Here is a 19,420-nt window from a genome sequence, read left to right as displayed (position 1 = left end):
TGGAACGGAACGGGCGCTCACGCGTCGATCGCTTCCCGGTCGACCCGGTCGGCCGAGTCGATCAACCAGTTGCGGCGCGGCTCGACCTTCTCGCCCATCAGCAGTTCGAGGATGCGTTCGGCGGCGTCGACGTCGTCGAGGGTGATCCGGCGGACGGCCCGGGTGGCCGGGTTCATCGTGGTGTCCCACAACTCGTCGGCGTCCATCTCGCCGAGACCCTTGAACCGCGGGATGGGCGTGACGATCTGCTTGCCGGCCTTTTCCAGCTTGCGGACCGTCGTCTCCATCTCGGCCTGGGTGTAGGTGTAGACGGTCTGCGGGTTGCGCCCCCTGGTAGTGATCTTGTGCAGGGGCGGCATCGCGGCGTAGAGCCGACCGGACTCGATGAGCGGCCGCATGTACCGAGCGAAGAGAGTGATCAGCAGGGTACGGATGTGCGCGCCGTCCACGTCGGCGTCGGCCATGATCAGCACGCGGCCGTAGCGCAGCGCGGCCAGGTCGAACGTACGCCCCGAGCCGGCACCGAGGACCTGGACGATCGCGGCGCACTCGGCATTGTCCAGCACCTGCTGGAGGTTGGCCTTCTGCACGTTGAGGATCTTGCCCCGGATCGGCAGGAGCGCCTGGTATTCCGACGATCGTGCCATTCTGCTCGTCCCGAGGGCGCTGTCACCCTCGACGATGAACAGCTCACTGCGTTCGACGCCGGTGGCCCGGCAGTCGACGAGCTTGGGTGGCATCGACGCGCCCTCCAGGGCGGTCTTGCGCCGGGCGGCGTCCTTCTGTTGCTTCTGGGTGAGCCGCACCCGGGCGGCGTCGACGATCTTCTGCAGGACGGTGCGGGCCTCGGCCTTGGTGCGCCGGTCCTCCAGCCAGGCCTTGACGTGCGCGTCGACAAGGCCCTGGAGCACCTTGGTGATCCCGGGGGTGGAGAGCTCGTCCTTGGTCTGCGAGGTGAACTGCGGCTCGGGGATGCGCACGTGCACCACTGCTGTCATCCCCTCCAGGACGTCGTCCAGCAGGGGCGGCTCTTCCTTGGCCTTGAGCAGGCCGCGGGTGTTGCGGACCGCGTCGGCGAGGGCGCGCACGAGGGCCCGCTCGAAGCCCTTGCGGTGGGTGCCGCCGTGCGCGTTGCGGATCGTGTTGGTGAAGCACTCGACAGTGCGTTCGTAGCCGGTGCCCCAGCGGAACGCCACCTCGACCTCGGCGCGCCGCTGCACGTTCGACTGCATGACGCCGTTGGCGTCGGCGGCGTTCTCCCGGTAGGTCCCCTCGCCGTTGACCAGCAGGGTGCCGGACACGGGCCGGTCACCTGCCGGCGCGAGGAACTCCACCATGTCGCTGAGCCCGTTGGGGTAGTGGAACCGCTCCTCGGCGGGCGCCTCGCCGGTCAGGTCCCGCAGCAGGTAGGTCACGCCGGGGACCAGGAACGCGGTGTTGCGCAGCTTGGTGCGGACCGCGTCCACGTCGAGCGCGGCGCCGGTCTCGAAGTAGCGGGCGTCGTGCCACCAGCGGATCGAGGTGCCGGTGCGCTGGTTGCGCTTCATGGCGCCGCTGACCTGGAGGCCGGGGCCGGCGGTGAAGGGCGCGTCCGGTCCGGGGCCGTCGAAGACGCCCGGGACGCCGTGCCGGAACGACATCGTGTGGATCTTGCCGGCTCGGCGGACGGTCACGTCGAACCGTCGGGACAGCGCGTTGACCGCCGAGGCGCCGACGCCGTGCAGGCCGCCGGAGGTCTTGTAACCGGAGCCGCCGAACTTGCCGCCGGCGTGCAGCCGGGTGAGCACCAGCTCGACGCCGGAGATGCCGGATTTGGCGTGCACATCGGTGGGGATGCCCCGGCCGTCGTCGTCGACCTGCACCGAGCCGTCGGTGTGCAGGATCACCTCGACGGAGCTGGCGTGGCCGGCGACACCCTCGTCGGTGGAGTTGTCGAGGATCTCGTTGACGAGGTGACCCACGCCACGGCTGTCGGTGGAGCCGATGTACATGCCGGGCCGCTTACGGACGGCGTCCAGCCCCTCAAGGTGGGTGAGGTCATCGGCCCCGTACAGGGTGTCAGGCTCTGCGGTCAACTGGTCGTACTCCCCGGTCTCGGCTGTGTGCTGCCGGTCACCGGCGACATCAGCCGGCGTGGCGCGCCGCAGCGAGCCTAGCCCGAGGCTAGGACAACTCCCGGAGGACCTACGCGACCCGCCGCGCGGCAGCCGCCGGACGTGAGCCACGGAACAGTCAGCCGGTGAGCACGGGAGCACGCAACGCAAGGCACGATCACGGTCGGTTGGGGCGCACGGCTTCGGAAAGCGACCGGAGTGAGCCACGTGTCTTTCATCGAACGATTCTGTTACGGGCCATTGACGCCCGTTGCACGAGGGTGATCTGATCGCGCTCTCAGAGAATCTTTCATCTTTCGATGGATGGGGGCCCCATGCCCAGGTTCCGCCGTACCGCGCTCGCCGCGGGACTAACGATCGCCCTGGCCGCGCTGTCGACAGCCGTCGCGCTGCCCGCACCCGCGTCCGCCGCGCTACCCACCGCCGCGGTAGCGCTCGGGGACAGCTTCATCAGCGGTGAGGGCGCCGGGGCGTACACCCCTGTGGTCGACGTCAACGGCGTCGCCCAGGGCTTCCCCGGCTGGACTGCCGCGAACAACAACGCGTTCTTCTGCCACCGCTCGGCGAACGCCTCGCTCAACCAGGCCAACCTGCCGGGCATCCAGAACCGGTTCAATCTGGCCTGCTCCGGTGGCCAGCCGCACGACATCGCGACCGCCTCGCAGGCGCGGACCAACGGCCGTACGGTGGCCTCGCAGCTCGACCAGCTCCGCGCCGTCGCGCAGACCCAGGACATCGACCTGGTGCTGATCGGCCTGGGTTCCAACAACAGCTCGTTCACCTTCGGCAGCGTCGCGGAGAAGTGCGCCAACCGGTTCATCGCCGACGCGTGGACCGGCTGGTGGGAGTTCTGGGCGTACCTGAACGGCCCGGTCGAGCAGAAGCCGTGCAGCGACGCCGACCTGGCCACCGCCGCGCAGATCAGCGCCGCGACCGCCGAGACCACCGCCGCCGTCCGCCAGGTGCTGACCACTCTGGACCAGATCGACCCGGACGGGCAGCACCGGGTGGTGTTCCAGGACTACACGAACCCGCTGCCGCTGGACCTGACCCCGGCGTACTACGAGGAGGACGGCCGGGACGACACCCGGGACAAGTTCCGTGACCTCGGTGCCGAGCGGTACGCGGGCGGCTGCCCGATCCACCGCGCCAGCCTGGCGCCGGGCCACCGCTTCTCGCAGGCCCTGGGCGCCATCGTGAAGTCCACGCGGGACACCCTGGCCGCCGAGTTCCCCGCCGACGACCTGGTGTACCTGAACGTGCAGCAGGCCTTCAACGGCGCCCGGCTGTGCGAGCAGACGAGCAGCCCGACGGGTTCGCTGGCCACGCCGATCCGGTTGCAGGACGGCGCGAGCGGCACCTTCGTCACCAGCCTCGCCGGCAAGGACAAGATCGCCATCCAGCGGATCGCCAACACCTGCGTCAGCTACTTCCAGACCTGCCAGGAGTCGTGGCACCCGAACGCCACCGGGCACCAGGTGCTCGGCCAGTGCCTGAGCGGGGCGGCCTCCACAAGCGCCCGCGCGGTGGCCTGCGTCCGCGCCGGAAACGGGACGATCTCCGTCTCCTGACCCGTCGCCAACCGGAGGGCTCCGCCACGGCGGGGCCCTCCGTCGCGTCCGAGCGCCGTCGGCTACCCGCCGGTAACGCCGGAGCCGTAGGCTGGGCCGGTGGACGCAGACCCGGGGTACGCGCAGGAGTTCGTCGACGTCGACGGCGGCCGGTTGGGTGTGCAGGTCTACCCGGAGCCGGTGGGCACGACGGGCGCGCCGGTGGTCGTGATCTGGCCCGCGATGGGTGTGCGGGCCCGCTACTACCGGCCCTTCGCGACCGAGCTGCGCGCCGCCGGGCTGGCCGTGGTCGTCGCCGACCTGCGCGGAAACGGGGCGAGCACCCCGACGCCGAGCCGGGCCGACCGCCACGGCTACGCCGAGTTGGCCGACGACGTCGGCGCCGTGCTGGGCGCGCTCAAGCCACGGCTGGACGGGCGTAACCGGCTGCTGGTCGGGCACTCGCTCGGCGGCCAGGCCGCGCTGCTGCACCTCGCCCTGCACGGCGCCGACGAGGTGGACGCGTTGGCGCTCATCGCGGTCGGCATCCCGTACTGGCGAAGCTACCCAGGGCTGCGCGGCCTCGGTGTGCTGCCGTACACCCAGGGGATCGCCGCCACCGCAGCCCTGCTCGGGGTCTGGCCGGGTTGGGGTTTCGGCGGGCGGCAGGCGCGCGGCGTGATCCGCGACTGGGCGTACACCGCGCGGACCGGCCGTTTTCCCCGGCTCGACGGTACGGACACCGAGGCGGCGGTACGCGCGGTGCGCACACCGGTGCTGGCGGTCAGTGTGGACGACGACCAGTACACCCCGCACGAGACGATGGACGACCTCTGCGCGAAGCTCACCGCCGCCCCGCTCACCCGGGAGCGTTACACGGCGGCGCAGGCCGGCGCCGCCCTGGACCACTTCTCCTGGGTCCGCGCGAGCACCCCGCTGGCGCGGCGGATCGCCGGTTTCGCCGGCGACCTGCCGCCCCACTGAGCCGCACCGGGTCGCGGAGGGCTCAGTCGTCCTGGTCCAGCGGCACCAGCTCACCGTCGCGCTCCACCTGGATCTCCGCGTGCTCCTTGCGAGGCGCGACCTCCGCGGTGTTCCGGTGTGGGTCGTTGTCCGGGTGCATGAGCACCGCGTCGGTCTTGGGGGTCTTCTCCCGACTTTCGTCCGGCTGCGACATCCCGTTCCCCTCTCCGTCAGCGTCGCTCGGGATCTACCCGCCACCGCGCGGACGACTCCTGCCGGCGGCGATGGTCGACGTCGAAACCCGAACGTCCCGGTCGTGCCGTCGCGGCGCGGATCAGCCGCCGGGCGACGGGGTTAGCCGCCCGGGCGGCGGGTAAGCCGCAGCGCCCAACACGGCGGAAGGGGATCACATGTCCGAACGGCATACCGCACTGCGCTCGATGCACGATCTGGGTCTCGCGGCCTGGTTCGGCGGCTCCCTCATGGGTGCCTTCGGCGTCAACGGCGCAGCCGCGAAGATCAGCGACTCGACCCAGCGACTCTCGGTCGCGTCGGCGGGATGGTCCAGATGGACCCCTGTCAACGCCGCCGCCATCGGCGCGCATCTGGCCGGTGCGGTCGGCGAACTGGTGACCGAGAGCCCACGCGTGGCGGCTCAGTCGGGGGTCGGCCGGACCAGCGCCATCAAGACGGCGTTGACGATCGGCGCGCTCGCCGTGACCGGCTACAGCCGGTTGATCGGCATGCGCCTGGAGAAGGCCGGCGCCTCACCGGTGAGCGGGACGACGGAGCCCAACCACCAGACCCCGGCGAGCGTGGCCTCCTCGCAGCGGCAGATGAGGATGCTCCAGTGGGCCATCCCGGCGCTGACCGGGGCCCTGGTCGTGGTCACCGCGTACATGGGTGAGCAGCAGAAGCCCGGCCAGGTCTTCAAGGGGATTCTCGGTCGGGGCAGCAGCATGAAGGGCGCCTCGAAAGGCATGATCAAGATGGCCGGCATGAGTAACGGCAAGCGGCCGATGGCGATGGCCGGACGCTGAACGCCGGGCCGGCCGGCGTCCCACCGCCTGTCGACGGCGGGACGCCGGCCGGCCCAGCGCGCGCAGCGCCGCGACGACCCTCGGGTGGCGACACCGCGCGACCTGAGAAGAGCACACCGTCCGCCGACCGCGGCGGACCGAGGAGCGGGGTGGCCATGACGGCGCACAAGGGACGCAGCGGTGACAACGACCGGCAGGAGCCGGAGGCGACCCAGCCGTGGGGCGTCGGCGACGGCGTCGACGCCGACGCGCCCTGGGGCACCGACGCGGACTCGCCGATGGACGAGGGCAGCGAGCAGACCGCGGTGCCCGAGGGACGACGCGGGGAGCGGCGGGCGGGCGCCCCGGCGGGCCGGACCGACCCGGCGGGACGGCACGGCTTCGGCTCGGTGGAGCCGACCCGCACGACGATGGCCGGACCCGGTGCCCCACCGGACCCGGCGCCGAGCGGCCGGACCTTCCCGGACGACGCCGACATCGGCGAGTCGACGCAGGACGCGCTGCGCAGCCGGGGCCGACGCTCCTGACCCCACCGGGGACGGTCAGCCGGTCGATCCGGCCGCGACGCTCCGATCGGCGATCATCGTCTCGGTGAGCAGTTGCGCCAACCGGGTGGCGTCGCGTTGGGCCTGACCGGCGCAGCAGTTGTTGAACAGCACGTGCAGGTCGTCGGTCGCGCCGGCGAGGTCCGCGAGCAGGCCGGCCCAGTGCCGCAGCTCGTCGTCGCCGTAGGCGTACCGGAACTTCTCCTGCTTGTCGCCGTCACGCCAGGCCTGGCTGTGACCGTGGAACCGGACGATCACCGGCTCCGCGGTCCCGGTCAGGATCGGGGGCACCGACGACGGGTGCCCCTGCGGCATGTCGACGCAGACAAGTGACAGGTCGTGCGCGCGCAGCAGGTCCAGTGTCCGGGCCGCGGCCGGACCGTCGAACCAGGAGCCGTGGCGCAGCTCCACGCCGACCCGCCACGGGCGGCAGCGCTGCGCCAGCTCGACGATCCGGCGTTCGGCCGCGGCGCCGCGTGCCAGCCAGGGTGGGAACTGCAACAGCACCGCGCCCAGCTTGCCGGCCGCCGCGATCGGGTCGAGGGCCGCGCGGAACCGGGCCCACAGCTCGTCGTACGCGCGCTCGGGCAGGTCACGACGGCGGATCCGGCTCGGGCCACCGGCCGGACGCAGGTCCCGGGGTAACGCGGCGACAGGCGTCGGATGGCCGGTGAAGAGACTGAACGCCTTGACGTCGAAGGTGAAGTCGTCAGGTGTGGCGTCGACCCAGCCGTGCGTGGTCTCCGGGACGGGGACCGCGTAGTAGGAGGTGTCCACCTCGACGAGCGGGAACCGGCTGGCGTAGAAACCGAGTCGACGGGCCGGCGTGTTGGCCGAGCGTGGGTACCACCCGGAGCGCAGCAACGACTGGTCGGCCCAGGACGACGTGCCCACCTTAATCACACCCATGTCATTCAGTGGACCGCCACGGACGCGGATCGGCAACCGCTGGCGAATGACGCGTCGCACGCGGTGTCCGACACCGGAAGTGTCGGTGCCTCGCCCTAGGGTGGGTGAACATCGACGAGGGGTGGCGGCATGACCAGCACGGAGCAACTCACCGGTGAGCGGGCCGATCTACTGCAGACGCTTCGCCGGCACCGAGGTTTCCTCCTGCACACGGTGAACGGGCTCACCGACGAGCAGGCGGCCACCCGCCCGACGGTGAGCGAGCTGAGCCTCGGCGGCCTGGTCAAGCACGTGGCAGGCGTCGAGCACCGGTGGATGCTCTTCGCCGTGGGCGGAGCGGAGGCGATGCAGCGCGAGGAGATCGACTGGGTCGGTCAGTTCCAGATGACGCCGGGCGAGACCCTCGCCGGTCTGGTCGCGCGGTTCCAGGAGGTGGCCGACCAGACCGACGCGCTGATCGCCACCCTCGACCTGGACTCGGCGCACCCGCTGCCGCAGGCGCCCTGGTTCGAGCCGGGGGCGAGCTGGACGGTCCGCCGGGTGCTGCTGCACCTCATCGCCGAGACGTCCCAGCACGCCGGGCACGCCGACATCCTGCGGGAGTCGATCGACGGCACGAAGACGATGGGCTGACCGGCGAGGCCTATCGACCCTTGCCCGCGGACGCGTCGATCAGGCCGCGCACGTAGGCGGCCTGGCCGACGTGTTGCAGGTCGTCGTCGACGATGCTGACCAGCCGGACTCCGAGGGTGACCGGCGGGTCCCACGACTCGTCGACCACCCGGTCCAGGTCCGCCGGGCGCAGGCCGGCCAGGAACGATCCGGTCCGCGACGCCACCGCCTCGTAGTAGTCGACGAGCGCCTGCGCGCTCTCCGGCCGCACCGTCTCGACCTGGTCGGCCGAGTGACCGTAGCCGGTGTTGTCCGGGTCGGCGGTGAGCCCGAACCGGCCCGCCCAGTCGCCGCTGACCCAGACCTGGTCGGCGTCGAGCAGGTCGGCGACGTGGTGATCCTGGACCCGGGTCAGGTGCCAGACGAGCCAGCCGATCGAGTTGGCACCCGGGCCGGGCGCCCAGCGCAGGTGCTCGGGTCCCAGCCCGTCGACCGCCGCGCGCACGAGGTCGGGCAGTCGGTCGTACGCCTCGGTCAGCAGGTCGCTCACGTTCACTGGCACGCCCTTCGGGTCGGTTTCTCCTCAGGTACCGCTGGGGCGTGCGATCAAACCTCGGCCACTACGGTGATCGGGTGGTCGCCGCGTTGGAGTTGTATCTGGACCCGGACGCCACCCGGCGGATCCGGGCGCTCTGGGACGCCCTGGAGGCCGAGGGCGTGCAGAGCATGCGTTCGCTGTGGGAGCGGCGCCACCGGCCACACGTCTCGCTCGCGGTGGCACCCCGCTTCAACCCCGAGCAGGTCGCCGAGGCGCTGCACGGCACCGTCGTCGCGGCCCCGCTGCGACTGGACTTCCAGCACGCCGGGCAGTTCGTCGGCCGGGTGCTCTGGCTCGGCCCGGCCCCCACCTCGGAGCTGCTGACCCACCAGCGGATGGTGTCCGACCGGCTCACCGCCGCCGGCATCCCCCTGACCGAGCACTACCGGCCGGGCCGCTGGGTGCCGCACTGCACGCTCTCCATGCGGGTGCCGAACACGCTGATGGCCGCGGCGGTGCGCCGCTGTCTCGAGGTGTTGCCGCTGGCCGCGACCGTTGTCGGCGCGGCGCTCACCGACCACGCCCGGGGCATCGCCCACCCGCTGCCCTGACCACCGCCGGCCCCGCGCCGACCGGACCGTCGTCCGACGTGGACGGGGTGGTCACCTGTCGCGCCGTCGTCGTGCGGAGACCGTCGCCGCCACCGCGGCGGCGAGCGGGATCGACGCGCCGGCCACCAGCAGCAGGCGGGGACCCAGCGGGGCGAGCGCCCCGGCCAGTCCGATGCCGAGCGAGCCGGCGGCCCCCCGCAGCGCGGCCGTCGACACGAACACCTGCGCCCGCACGGCCTCCGGCGCGTACGCCGACCGCGCCGCCAGGGTGGCCACGAACAGCGGCGCCGTCGCCGCCCCGGCCAGGGCGAACACGACGACCGCCACCGGAAAGCCGGGTACGGCGGCGCAGAGCGCGAGCCCCACCGAGCTGAGCGCCGCCCACCGCAGGGCGAGTCGCTCCGGTTCGCCGACCAGCGGTAACGCGGTGACCAGGAGCGCGGCGGCCAGGTTGCCACAGCCGTACGCGGCGGCCAGCAGCGCGCCGGAGACCGCCTCCCGACCGAGGTCCGCCGCCAGCATGACGGCGAGCACCGGCACCGTCCCGCCGGTGAGCGCGGCGAGGGTGGTGACGCCGGTGACCCGGCGCAGTGGCCCGGGTCCGAGCAGCGCCCGGATCGCGCCACGGGCGGCAGGCCCGCTGCGCTCCGGCTTGCGCGGTCCGGGCACGCGCGCCGGCTCCCCCGATCCGGGCGCCCGCGCCGGCTTGCGCGGTCCGGGCACCCGCGCCGGCAGGGTGGCCACCAGGGCCGCCGCCAGCAGGGTGGCGGCACCCAACCCGACCAGGGACAGGCGAGGTCCGGCCAGGACGGCGAGGGCGGCCACCGCGCCCGGTCCGGCGCTGCCACCCACCCCGTACGTCACCGCGTCCCAGCCCTGACCGCGACGTTGCACCCGTTCGTCGGGGTCGAGCAGTCCGGCGAGCCGACTGCTCAGACCCCCGGTCAACAGCGGTCCGCAGGTTCCCGCGACGATCAGCAACACCGCGGGCACACCGACCGGTACCCGACCGAGCAGCAGCCCGGCCGCCGCGACCGCCGAGGCGTACGTGGCGAAGCCGGCCGCCAACCGGCCCCGGCCGTCCGGCGCCCGGTCCAGCCAGCGGGCCAGCAGCGGCCCGAGCAGGTGCGGCGCGGTCAGACAGGTGGCCAGCAGGCCGCCGAGCAGCGCCGGACGGGCCGCCCCCACCGCCGGCAGGGTGGCCAGCAGCACCACCCCCACCGCCGCGCCGGCGTCCGCGCCTCGGGCCAGCGTCGCGGCGACGAGGTAGACGGGCAACGCTCGGCGCGAGGGGACGGCGGGCGAGACCGTCTCGGCAGCTCGGGTCACCCGGTCTCCCTACCCAGTCGTCAGGTCCGTCCAACGTCGATGCGTAATGTCCGGTTTGGCAGGGCGCAGTCGGAAACCCGTAAAGAAGCGGTGCGAATATGGCCGAACGTGGGAAGGTTCGAGTGGCTGTCGTACCGGTGGAGCGTGGACGTCGCGCCGCCGACGAGGGCTTCGACGAGGAGAGGCGGGGCCCATGCAGGCTCAGCGCAGACCAGCACGTGCGGAGCGGAGCCAGGCCCGGGACGACCGGACCGGCGGCGGCATGACCGGGGCGGCGACGCCACTGACGATCTGGGCCGCCGCCGTCCTGTTGGGCCGGATCGCCGCCGGCGACGACGACGTCGAGGACGAACGGCACATCCTGCGCGGCATCGAGTGATCCCGACCGCGCGGTTCACAGCCAGCCGCGCCGCTTGAAGATCACATAGAGGGTGCCGCAGACCAGCAGCATCAGCAGCAGCGCGAACAGGTAGCCGAAGCGCCAGTTCAACTCCGGCATGTGGACGAAGTTCATCCCGTACACGGTGCCGATGAGTGTGGGAGCGAACAGGATCGCCGCCCAGGACGAGACCTTCTTCAGCTCCTCGTTCTGCGCGTAGCTGGCCGCGGTGAGGCTGCGCATCTCCTCGTTCTGCTGCTGCGAGACGAGGGTCGCGTTGACGGTGAGGATGTTCTGCAACAGGTGCCGGAAACCGTCCACCCGCTCCACCACCTGGGTCAGGTGGTCGGTCACGTCCCGCAGGTAGCGGCGCAGCTCCTCGTCCGTGCCGGCGCTGCCGGCCCCGTCGGCGAGCGCGTCGAGCACGGCGAGCAGGGGGCGGGCGGCCCGCTGGAACTGGATGACCTCGCGGCTGAGGCCGTAGATGCGCCGGCTGGCGTTCGGGTCGCCGCCGAACACCTGGGTCTCGATCTCGTCGATGTCGTTCTCCAGCCCGGCCACCACCGGCGCGTACCCGTCGACGACCTGGTCGAGGATCGCGTACAGGACCGCCTCCGGGCCCCGGGCGAGCATCGGCGCGTCGGTCTCCATCCGCCGCCGCACCGCGGCCAGGTCCGGGACCTCACCGTGCCGGACGGTGATCACGAAGCCCGGCCCGATGAACAGGTGCAGCTCGGAGAACTCGACCTCCTCGCGCAGGTCGTCGTAGCGGGCGGCGCGCAGCACCACGAACAGGGTGTGCCCGTACCGCTCAAGCTTGGGTCGCTGGTGGGCGTTTATCGCGTCCTCGACCGCCAGGTCGTGCAGCCGGAACTCCCGGGCCAGTGACGTGATCTGTTCGATGTCGGGTCGGTACAACCCGATCCAGGCCATCGCGGCGTCCTGCTCCTGCAGGCAGCGGTACGTCTCGGCGAGCCCGGACGGCGAGGCGAAGCGGTGCCCTCGGACGTAGACGGCGCTGTCCACCAGACCGCCGGTGGGCTGGTCGGGCGGCACCGTCGTCGGCGGCGGCACGCCAACCGGGGTCTCGTACTCGTCCAGTTGGCGACCGAAGCCACCACCAGGGCGGAAGCGACGGCCACCGACCATGCCTGTCCCCTCCCCGGCGCCGTCCGGCCCGGTGCGCTCCCGCACACCCGGGGGCGCTGCATCCCCCGTGTCCTCCGCCCGAAACCCCGGCCCGCGTCGGGTGGGTTCCGGGCACCAGGGGACGGGCGCGGCCCAACGGGCGGATACTCACGGTGACCATGGGCGGATGACGGGGGACGCGCCGATGGAGGTCGACAGGCGCGGCGGCCGGCTGCGGGGGTGGTTGCTCGACGCCGGCTCGGACCAGGCCGTGCGGCATCCGGGGCCACACGGACGCCCACCGGAGCACCGGCAGCATCCGTGGTGGAAGGTGATGTGCCTGACCGGCGTCGACTACTTCTCCACGCTGGGCTACCAACCGGGCATCGCGGCGCTGGCCGCCGGGGCGCTGTCGCCGGTGGCGACCCTGGTGCTGGTGCTGGTGACGCTGCTGGGCGCGCTGCCGGTCTACCGGCGGGTGGCGGTGGAGAGCCCGCACGGTGAGGGTTCCATCGCGATGTTGGTACGCCTGCTCAGCTACTGGCCGGGCAAGTTGCTGGTGCTGGTTCTGCTCGGCTTCGCGGCCACCGACTTCATCATCACCATCACCCTGTCGGCCGCCGACGCGACCGCGCACATCGACGAGAACCCTTTCTGGCCGGACGGGTTCAGGGGACACGAGGTGCTTGTCACCCTGGTGCTCGTGTCGCTGCTGGGCGCGGTGTTCCTCAAGGGATTCACCGAGGCCATCGGCATCGCCGTCGTGCTGGTGGCGGTCTACCTGGCGCTGAACGCGGTGGTGGTGGTCGACGCGCTGTGGCGGGTGGTGACGCACCCGAGCGCGGTCGAGGACTGGACCACGACGCTGACCACCGCGCACGGCGATCCCTGGCTGGTGGTCGGGCTGTCCCTGCTGGTCTTCCCGAAGCTGGCGTTGGGCCTGTCCGGCTTCGAGACCGGGGTGGCCGTGATGCCGAGCGTACGGGGCGACCCGCGGGACTCCGAGGCTCGACCGCTAGGCCGCATCCGCGGCGCGCGCCGACTGCTCACCACGGCCGCGGTGATCATGAGCGTCTTCCTGATCACCAGCAGCGTGACGACCACCATCCTGATCCCGGCGGAGGACTTCCGGCCGGGCGGGCCGGCGAACGGCCGGGCGCTCGCCTACCTGGCGCACCAGCACCTCGGGGAGGTGTTCGGCACCGTCTACGACCTGTCCACCATCGGGATCCTCTGGTTCGCGGGGGCGTCGGCGATGGCCGGCCTGCTCAACCTCGTCCCCCGCTACCTGCCCCGCTACGGCATGGCACCGGCCTGGGCGCGGGCCGTCCGACCGCTGGTGCTGGTCTTCACCGCGGTGGCCTTCCTGATCACTGTCGTCTTCGACGCCAGCGTGGACGCGCAGGGCGGCGCGTACGCCACGGGTGTGCTGGTGTTGATCACCTCGGCGGCGACGGCGGTGACGTTGGCGGCGGCCCGGCGGCGTCAGCGCGGTCGCACCGTCGCGTTCGGCGTCATCGCGGTGGTCTTCGTCTACACCACCCTGGCGAACGTGGTGGAACGCCCCGACGGCGTCAAGATCGCGGCCTGTTTCATCGGCGGGATCATCGTGGTGTCGGTGCTGTCCCGGGTGTCTCGTGCCTACGAGCTGCGGGTGGACCGGATCGAGCTGGATCCGGTCGCCACCCGGATGATCGACGAGCGTGCCGGACGGCGAATCCGGCTCGTCGCCCACGAGCCAGACCGGCACGACGAGGCCGAGTACCGCGCCAAGTTGGCACAGACGATGGCGGACAACGACTTCCCCGACGACAGCGACGTGATCTTCGTCGAGGTGCACGTCACCGACCCGTCGGACTTCGAGACCGAGTTGCTGGTACGCGGCGTCCTGGCCGACGACCGCTTCGCGGTGCTCAGCCTGACCAGTTCCTCGGTGCCCAACGCGCTCGCCGTCCTGCTGCTGGAGATTCGCGACCGGACGGGGCGGCGACCGCACATCTACTTCGAGTGGAGCGAGGGTGGTCCGGCCCGCAACTTCCTGCGCTACCTGGCGTTCGGGCAGGGCGCGATCGCCTCGGTCACCCGGGAGATCCTGCGCCGCCAGGAGCCCGACCCGTGTCGCCGGCCGCACGTGCACGCCGGTTGACCTGCGGCTTGACATGATCGGCTAGCTTGCCCGGATGAGCTACGACATGGTCGTCCAGCGGTTCGAGCAGGGCGATGCGGCACCGATGGCGGGTGCGGCGTTCCTGGCCGTCTTCGCGCCTCGCGTCGACAGTCGAGAACCCGAGGACAACTACTGGCACGTCAGCGCCGACGACGGCGGTACGGCGGACGTCTACGCCGCCCCTGCCGGCGACACGCTCGGCAGCCTCATGATCAGCCATTTCTCCCCCGGCGCCATTCTCGACCTGCTCGTGGAGTACCTCGGGCTCGCTGACGCCGTCGTGCTTCCGCCCGGCTGCCCCACCCTGCTCGCGCACGAAGGGCAGCGGCGCCACCTTCCCGACGTGCTTCGCGCCGACGCCGTGGTCGTGAAGGCGGGTGCGGACATCGAGCGCGTCCTGCGGAGCTGCTAATTAGTCGTTGGGCTCGCGCCCCAGCAACCGGATCTCCTCGTTGTCCAGCGCGGCCTGAAGCTCCTGTAGCACCAGGTCGTCGATCTCCCGGTTGTCGCGCAGCCGGGTGACCTCCCGCCGCTTGTGGGCGAGGACCCCGAGGCGCAGTCGACGTTCCACGCGACGTTCCTCGGCGGTGCTCCCGCCGGTCTCGTTGACGTCCGCCAGGTGCCGTTGGTACTCGGCCTGCAACCGGCGCACCGACTCCTCCCGGGCACCCACCTCGGCGGCGACCTGCGGCAGGGCGGCCAGGCCCGCCTCGGTGGCGCGTCGCCGGGCGTGCCTGGTCTCGTGGACGCGTCCGGGATCGCCGACCAGTCCCGCCCAGCGCACCACAAGCGGCAGGGTGGTGCCCTGGAGCAGCATGATCAGCACGATCACCAGCGCGGTGACGAAGATGATCAGATCGCGTTCGACCACCGGCCGGCCGGCGACCGTCATCGTCGGGACGGCCAGCGCGGCGGCGAGCGACACCGCGCCCCGGAAACCGGACCAGCCGCCGACCACCCCCACCCGCCAGCCGGGGGAATCCTGGGCGTCGTCCACCATCCGGCGACGCCGCAGCCGCGCCGACAGCGCGGTGAGGTAGATGAAGACCAGCCGGGTGGCCACGACGACAAGGGTCACCACCAGCACGATCACCAGAGCCCGCTCGGGCGAGGTGCTGGTGATGCCCCGCACCGCCCTGGGTATCTGCGTACCGAGCAGGACGAACAGCCCGCCGTTGATCAGGAACGTGGTCAGGTCCCAGAACGCGTACGCCAGCACCCGGGACCGGGCGCGGATGACCCGCGGGCCGGCGTAGGCCAGCACCAGCCCGGCGACCACCACCGCCAGCACCCCGCTGGCGTGCACCGAGTCGGCGAGCAGGAAGGCGCCGAACGGTGTCAGCACGCTCAGCGCGCCCTCGCGCAGTGGATCGTCGAGCCGCTTGCGGATCAGCACCACGGCGGCCCCCACCAGCAAGCCGGCGACCACGCCGCCGACGCTGGCGCCGACGAACTCCTCGCTGATGCCCAGCACGCCCGGCTCGGCGCTCTGGCTGAGCAGACCCACGGCCACCGCGAAGGCCACCAGGGCGGTCCCGTCGTTGATCAGGCTTTCCGCGTGCAGGGTGGTGAGGAGCTTCCGGGGCAGCCGTTTGGCCAGGCCGGTGACCGCGGCGGCGTCGGTCGGCGCGAGGACCGCGCCGAGCACCCAGGCGGCGGCGGGATTCACGCCGAACGCCTGCGCGGTGAACGACACCGTGACCATGGTGAGCACCACCAGCACCACGGCGAGCAGCCCGATCACCGGCAGGTTGGCCCGGATCTCCCGCAGGCTGATGGTGAGGCTCTCCCGGTAGAGGATCGCCGGCAGGAAGATCAGCAGCACCAGGTCCGGCTCCAGGGTCACCTCGGACAGCGGCGGCGTGAGCCCGAGCAGCACCCCGAACGCGATGAGCAGGACCGGCGGGGCGACCCGGTACCGACCGCCGAGGGTGGTGCCGATCAGGACGGTGCCGCCCAGCACCACGATCAGGACGAGCACCTCCACGCGTACCCCCTCGATCGTCGGCGCGACGGTGCGCGCGCCGGTGGTTACATCTGACCGCACCCCGGTTGCCGGTTCGGCACGTTCGGGCAAGTCGCCGGGGTGCGCGCGGTGAGCGCGTGGGCGGTACGGCGGTGCGCGGCGGCTTCCTCGTCGTGGCCCAGAGCGGTGGCCAGCTCGGCGAGGTGCCCGGCCACCGGGCCGGCGGTGACCATTCCGCTGCCGGCGGCCAGCTCGGCGGCGGCCGGCCGGAGCGCGGCGGCGACGCGTTCCATGGTGCGCCGGTCGCCGATGGCGAGCGCCGCCCGAGCGGTGAGGCACAGCCGCACCTCCCGCAGCAGGTCGTGCGGCCCGTCCGGGAGGGCCCGCAGCGCCGCCCGCGTGGCGACCCGGTCGCCGTCGGCGGCGAGCAGCAGCGGCCGGACCCAGGGCTCGTGCGGACCCCAGTCCAACCTCGCCCAGTCCTCGTCGTCCGGCCCGGGAATCGGGCGCTGACGCCCGAGGTCGGGTCCGGCTTCGCTGACGGCGTCGGCCAGTCGCAGGCCGAGCAGGGCGAGTGGCAGCAACCCCCGGGCCAGGCCCGGCATCGCGTCGGCGGGCAGGCGTTCGGCGGCGGCCCGGTACGCGGTCGCCGCGGCGTCCCGGTCGCCGCCCACGGCCAGGCGCAGCGCTGCGTACCAGCCGGTGAAAACCCCGACCAGCGGCAGCTCGTAGCGCTGCGCGAGGCGGTCGGCGGCGCGGGCGTGCGCGTCCGCGCCGGCCCGGTCGGCACGCGCGCAGCAGGACTGGACCAGGACGAGGTGACCCAGCACCTCGAAGGTCACCAACTGCTGCGGGGTGGCCAGGTCGACGAGCTCCGCGCCGATCCGGGCCCGCTCGTCGGCCAGCCCGACACGGTGGAAGGCGTGCATGAAACGCGCGTTCAGTGCGAACGCCAACAGCCCGGGATCCCCGACGGTCCGGGCGATCCGCTCGGCCTCGGCCGCGGCCCGGCGGCCACGGTCGCCGGTGGCGCCCCGCAACTCCAGCGCGAGCGTGCTCAGCAGCCGGCTGCGGTGCGCCGAGCCGGTCGGGCCGAGGCCGGTCAGGGCGTGCTCGGCGGCACGCACGATCCGCTCGGAGAGCGCGTCGTCGTCATTGCGGGTCCAGATGGCGGGCACGTCGAACCCGGCGAGTACCTCCGCGGTCAGCCGGGGGTCGCCGACCGCCTCGGCGTCGGTGATCGCCGCGGCGCGATGCCGCCGCGCCTCGGCCAACCGACCCGTCACCGCCAGCCCGCGCCCGAGGCCCAGCACCGCGCCGAGCCGCTCGCGCCGCTCGTCCCGCCCGGCCCGGTCGTACGCGTCGATGACCTGCGCCCACAGCCGGGCCGCCTCGTGCGGGTTGCCGTCGCGTTCGGCCTGTTCGGCGGCGGTTCGGGCGTAGCCGGCGGCGCGGTGGGCGGCCTCCTGCCCGCCGGCGTGCAGCAGGTGGTGGGCGAGCGCGGCGGGGTCGACGGGCTGCTGCCGTCGCATCGCCTCGGCCACGGCCGCGTGCCAGGCCGCGCGACGCGACGCGGACAGGTCGGCGTAGAGCGTGTCGCGGACCAGGATGTGGGTGAACCGCAGCCGCCCGTCGGACTCCTGCTCGGTCAGGAACCCGGCCTGCAACCCACGGTCCACGGCGTCCAGCACTGCCGCCGGGTCGTCCGCGAGCGCGCCGAGCACCGCGGGGTCGAGGTCCCGGCCGAGCACCGCCGCCTGCCGCAGCACGGTACGGGTCGGCGCGGGTAGCTGGGCGAGGCGGTGCCGGATCACGTCGCGCACCCCCGGTGGCACCGCCGCCAGCGCCGCCTGACCCGCGCTCGCGGACAACTGGGCCAGCTCCCGGACGAAGAACGGGTTGCCGCCGCTGCGGTGGTGGATCAGCCGGACGGTCGACGCGTCCAGCTCCGACCCGGCGACGGCACGGGCCAACGCGCCGGTCGCCTCGCCGGACAGTCCGCCGAGGTACTCCCGCACCGGTTCGAGTCCGGCCGCGCGGGCCAGCGCGGCGGTTAGCTCCGGGCTGATCTCGGTGGCCCGGTAGGTGCCGAGGACCAGCATCGGGCCGGTGGCCGGCTGCGGGCCGGCGAGCAGGCCGGTGAGCAGGTCCAACGTGTCCCCGTCGGCGCGGTGCAGGTCGTCCAGGACCAGCAGCAGAGGTCCCCGGGCGGCGACGGCGGAGACCAGCGCCGCCACCGCGCGGTGCCGACGGAACCGGGCCACGGCGGGATCACTCGGGCCATCGGTCACCGCCGGCTCGGCCAGCACGCCGCCCACCGATCCGGCCGGCCCGCCACCCACCGATCCGGCCGGCCCGCCGTCCACCGGCCCGGCCGGCTCGCCGCCCACCAGCCCGCCGCTCACCGATCCGGCCGGCTCGGTGAGCGCGTCGGTGATCTGCGTCCACGGCCAGGCGGCAGGGGCGCCGTCGTACTCGGGGCTGCGACCCCATGCCGTGGTCCAGCCCTCGGCGACGAGCTGCCTGCTCAGCTCCTCGGCCAGGGCGGACTTGCCGGCGCCCGGGTCCCCGCTGAGCAGGGCGAGCGTTGGCCGACCCGCCCGGGTGGCGGCCTCGGCGGCGTGCCGCAGCCGCGCCAACTCCGCGTCCCGCCCGACGAACGGTCGCCCCGGCGGCGAATCCGAACCGCCACCGCGAACGGCACCGGCCGCGACGGCCACCGCGGGGGTGGGGGTGAGGTGTGCCGCCTGGGCCAGGATGTCGGCCTCCAGCCGGCGCAGCTCGGGCCCCGGGTCCACCCCCAGCGCGGACACCACGGCGTCGCGGGCTTCGCGCAGCGCGGCCAGCGCCTCGCCCTGCCGACCGGCGCGGTAGCGGGCCAACGCGAGCAGCCGCCAGGCGTCCTCCCGCAGCGGATGGCCGGCGAGGTGGGCGGGCAGGTCGGCGGCGGCCTCGTCCGGCCGACCCAGCGCGAGCAGTGCCTCGGCCCGCCGTTCGACGGCGAGCAACCGCAGTTCGTCCAGCCGGTTGGTCTCCGCGACGGCCCAGACGGCGCCCACGCAGTCCGCGTACGCGGGTCCGCGCCAGAGCCCGAGCGCCGCGTCCAGCGCCGTCAGGGCCGGCGCGGGCAGGTCGGCGGTCAGCAGTCGTCCCGCCTCGCCGACGGCCGCCTCGAAGCGTGCCGCGTCCACCGCGTCCGGGGCGGTCCGCAGCGCGTACCCCGAGGGTTCGGTGAGCAGGAGGCGGGGTGGCTGCCGGGGCGGCCGGTCGGGCTCCAGCGCCCGGCGCAGGTCGGCGACGAAGGTCCGGATCGCGCCCACCGCGCCGTCGGACGGGACCTCCCACAGGTCGTCGACGAGGCGGTCCACCGGCACCACCCGGCCGTGGGCGATCAACAGCCGGGCCAGCACCAGGCGCTGCCGGTGCCCCCGCAGCGGGACCGGGCCGCTCTCGGTGGCGGCGGTCACCGGCCCGAGTACGCCGAACGTCACCCGCACCGGTGACGTCGACTGCCTGGTCATGACACCAATCTAGGCGGCCGTGCCGGCGGGCACTGATGCGGCGCTGAC

The 19,420-nt window shown here is 73.1% G+C and carries 17 protein-coding genes; 9 read left to right on the top strand and 8 right to left on the bottom strand.

The window, feature by feature from the left end; all coding sequences use genetic code 11:
* Window positions 1-17 precede the first annotated feature (17 nt).
* Window positions 18-2,075 carry a DNA gyrase/topoisomerase IV subunit B gene (locus ACPXBU_RS09460; RefSeq protein ID WP_425757757.1) on the bottom strand — a complete coding sequence of 686 codons (2,058 nt, stop codon included), beginning with the start codon at window positions 2,073-2,075 and terminating at the stop codon, window positions 18-20.
* A gap of 353 nt (window positions 2,076-2,428) precedes the next feature.
* Between ACPXBU_RS09460 and ACPXBU_RS09455 the strand changes: the two genes are divergently transcribed.
* On the top strand, window positions 2,429-3,685 hold the full coding sequence (locus ACPXBU_RS09455) for a hypothetical protein (RefSeq protein ID WP_425757756.1): 1,257 nt from the start codon (window positions 2,429-2,431) through the stop codon (window positions 3,683-3,685).
* A 99-nt stretch (window positions 3,686-3,784) separates the two neighbouring features.
* Entirely contained in the window at window positions 3,785-4,648 is an 864-nt protein-coding gene (locus ACPXBU_RS09450; RefSeq protein ID WP_425757755.1) for an alpha/beta fold hydrolase, read from the top strand.
* 22 nt (window positions 4,649-4,670) lie between these two features.
* Here ACPXBU_RS09450 and ACPXBU_RS09445 read toward each other — a convergent pair whose 3' ends face one another.
* Complete coding sequence (locus ACPXBU_RS09445; protein WP_393367388.1) at window positions 4,671-4,841, bottom strand: hypothetical protein; 171 nt, start codon at window positions 4,839-4,841, stop codon at window positions 4,671-4,673.
* Window positions 4,842-5,037: 196 nt separating this feature from the next.
* On the opposite strand from ACPXBU_RS09445, the gene ACPXBU_RS09440 reads away from it, so the two are divergent.
* Together ACPXBU_RS09440 and ACPXBU_RS09435 are read left to right on the top strand one after the other, a co-directional pair.
* Entirely contained in the window at window positions 5,038-5,667 is a 630-nt protein-coding gene (locus ACPXBU_RS09440; protein WP_393367387.1) for a hypothetical protein, read from the top strand.
* 155 nt (window positions 5,668-5,822) lie between these two features.
* Entirely contained in the window at window positions 5,823-6,194 is a 372-nt protein-coding gene (locus ACPXBU_RS09435; protein WP_425757754.1) for a hypothetical protein, read from the top strand.
* A gap of 15 nt (window positions 6,195-6,209) precedes the next feature.
* Here the strand turns inward: ACPXBU_RS09435 and ACPXBU_RS09430 are convergent, their stop codons facing one another.
* On the bottom strand, window positions 6,210-7,121 hold the full coding sequence (locus tag ACPXBU_RS09430) for a DUF72 domain-containing protein (protein ID WP_425757753.1): 912 nt from the start codon (window positions 7,119-7,121) through the stop codon (window positions 6,210-6,212).
* 129 nt (window positions 7,122-7,250) lie between these two features.
* Between ACPXBU_RS09430 and ACPXBU_RS09425 the strand changes: the two genes are divergently transcribed.
* Complete coding sequence (locus tag ACPXBU_RS09425; protein ID WP_393367384.1) at window positions 7,251-7,754, top strand: DinB family protein; 504 nt, start codon at window positions 7,251-7,253, stop codon at window positions 7,752-7,754.
* Window positions 7,755-7,764: 10 nt separating this feature from the next.
* On the opposite strand, the gene ACPXBU_RS09420 is transcribed toward ACPXBU_RS09425, so the two are convergent.
* Window positions 7,765-8,289: a mycothiol transferase gene (locus tag ACPXBU_RS09420; protein WP_425757752.1), complete on the bottom strand. Its 525-nt coding sequence runs from the start codon at window positions 8,287-8,289 to the stop codon at window positions 7,765-7,767.
* 77 nt (window positions 8,290-8,366) lie between these two features.
* Between ACPXBU_RS09420 and ACPXBU_RS09415 the strand changes: the two genes are divergently transcribed.
* A complete protein-coding gene (locus tag ACPXBU_RS09415; RefSeq protein ID WP_393367948.1) occupies window positions 8,367-8,882 on the top strand; it encodes a 2'-5' RNA ligase family protein in 516 nt (171 codons plus the stop codon).
* A 51-nt stretch (window positions 8,883-8,933) separates the two neighbouring features.
* On the opposite strand, the gene ACPXBU_RS09410 is transcribed toward ACPXBU_RS09415, so the two are convergent.
* On the bottom strand, window positions 8,934-10,211 hold the full coding sequence (locus ACPXBU_RS09410; RefSeq protein WP_425757751.1) for an MFS transporter: 1,278 nt from the start codon (window positions 10,209-10,211) through the stop codon (window positions 8,934-8,936).
* Window positions 10,212-10,404: 193 nt separating this feature from the next.
* Here ACPXBU_RS09410 and ACPXBU_RS09405 point away from each other — a divergent pair, with 193 nt between their 5' ends.
* Window positions 10,405-10,590, top strand: coding sequence for a hypothetical protein (locus ACPXBU_RS09405; protein WP_357245912.1), 186 nt, complete (start codon window positions 10,405-10,407; stop codon window positions 10,588-10,590).
* Window positions 10,591-10,605: 15 nt separating this feature from the next.
* Here ACPXBU_RS09405 and corA read toward each other — a convergent pair whose 3' ends face one another.
* A complete protein-coding gene (corA, locus tag ACPXBU_RS09400) occupies window positions 10,606-11,739 on the bottom strand; it encodes a magnesium/cobalt transporter CorA (RefSeq protein ID WP_393367382.1) in 1,134 nt (377 codons plus the stop codon).
* A gap of 166 nt (window positions 11,740-11,905) precedes the next feature.
* Here corA and ACPXBU_RS09395 point away from each other — a divergent pair, with 166 nt between their 5' ends.
* Both ACPXBU_RS09395 and ACPXBU_RS09390 read left to right on the top strand, forming a co-directional pair.
* Entirely contained in the window at window positions 11,906-13,864 is a 1,959-nt protein-coding gene (locus ACPXBU_RS09395) for an amino acid transporter (protein WP_393367381.1), read from the top strand.
* 34 nt (window positions 13,865-13,898) lie between these two features.
* On the top strand, window positions 13,899-14,297 hold the full coding sequence (locus ACPXBU_RS09390) for a hypothetical protein (protein WP_425757750.1): 399 nt from the start codon (window positions 13,899-13,901) through the stop codon (window positions 14,295-14,297).
* On the opposite strand, the gene ACPXBU_RS09385 is transcribed toward ACPXBU_RS09390, so the two are convergent.
* Both ACPXBU_RS09385 and ACPXBU_RS09380 read right to left on the bottom strand, forming a co-directional pair.
* Window positions 14,298-15,932 carry a Na+/H+ antiporter gene (locus tag ACPXBU_RS09385; protein ID WP_425757749.1) on the bottom strand — a complete coding sequence of 545 codons (1,635 nt, stop codon included), beginning with the start codon at window positions 15,930-15,932 and terminating at the stop codon, window positions 14,298-14,300. It abuts the gene before it with no gap.
* Window positions 15,917-19,372, bottom strand: a complete 3,456-nt coding sequence (locus tag ACPXBU_RS09380; RefSeq protein ID WP_425757748.1) for a BTAD domain-containing putative transcriptional regulator — start codon at window positions 19,370-19,372, stop codon at window positions 15,917-15,919. Before ACPXBU_RS09380 ends, ACPXBU_RS09385 begins: the two co-directional genes overlap by 16 nt.
* Window positions 19,373-19,420 lie beyond the last annotated feature (48 nt).

The organism is Micromonospora sp. DT231, assembly GCF_049847025.1.
In the GTDB taxonomy this organism is placed as follows: Bacteria; Actinomycetota; Actinomycetes; order Mycobacteriales; family Micromonosporaceae; genus Micromonospora.
The sequence above is the reverse complement of the archived record's forward strand: the minus strand, read 5'-3'. Positions and strand labels throughout refer to the sequence as shown.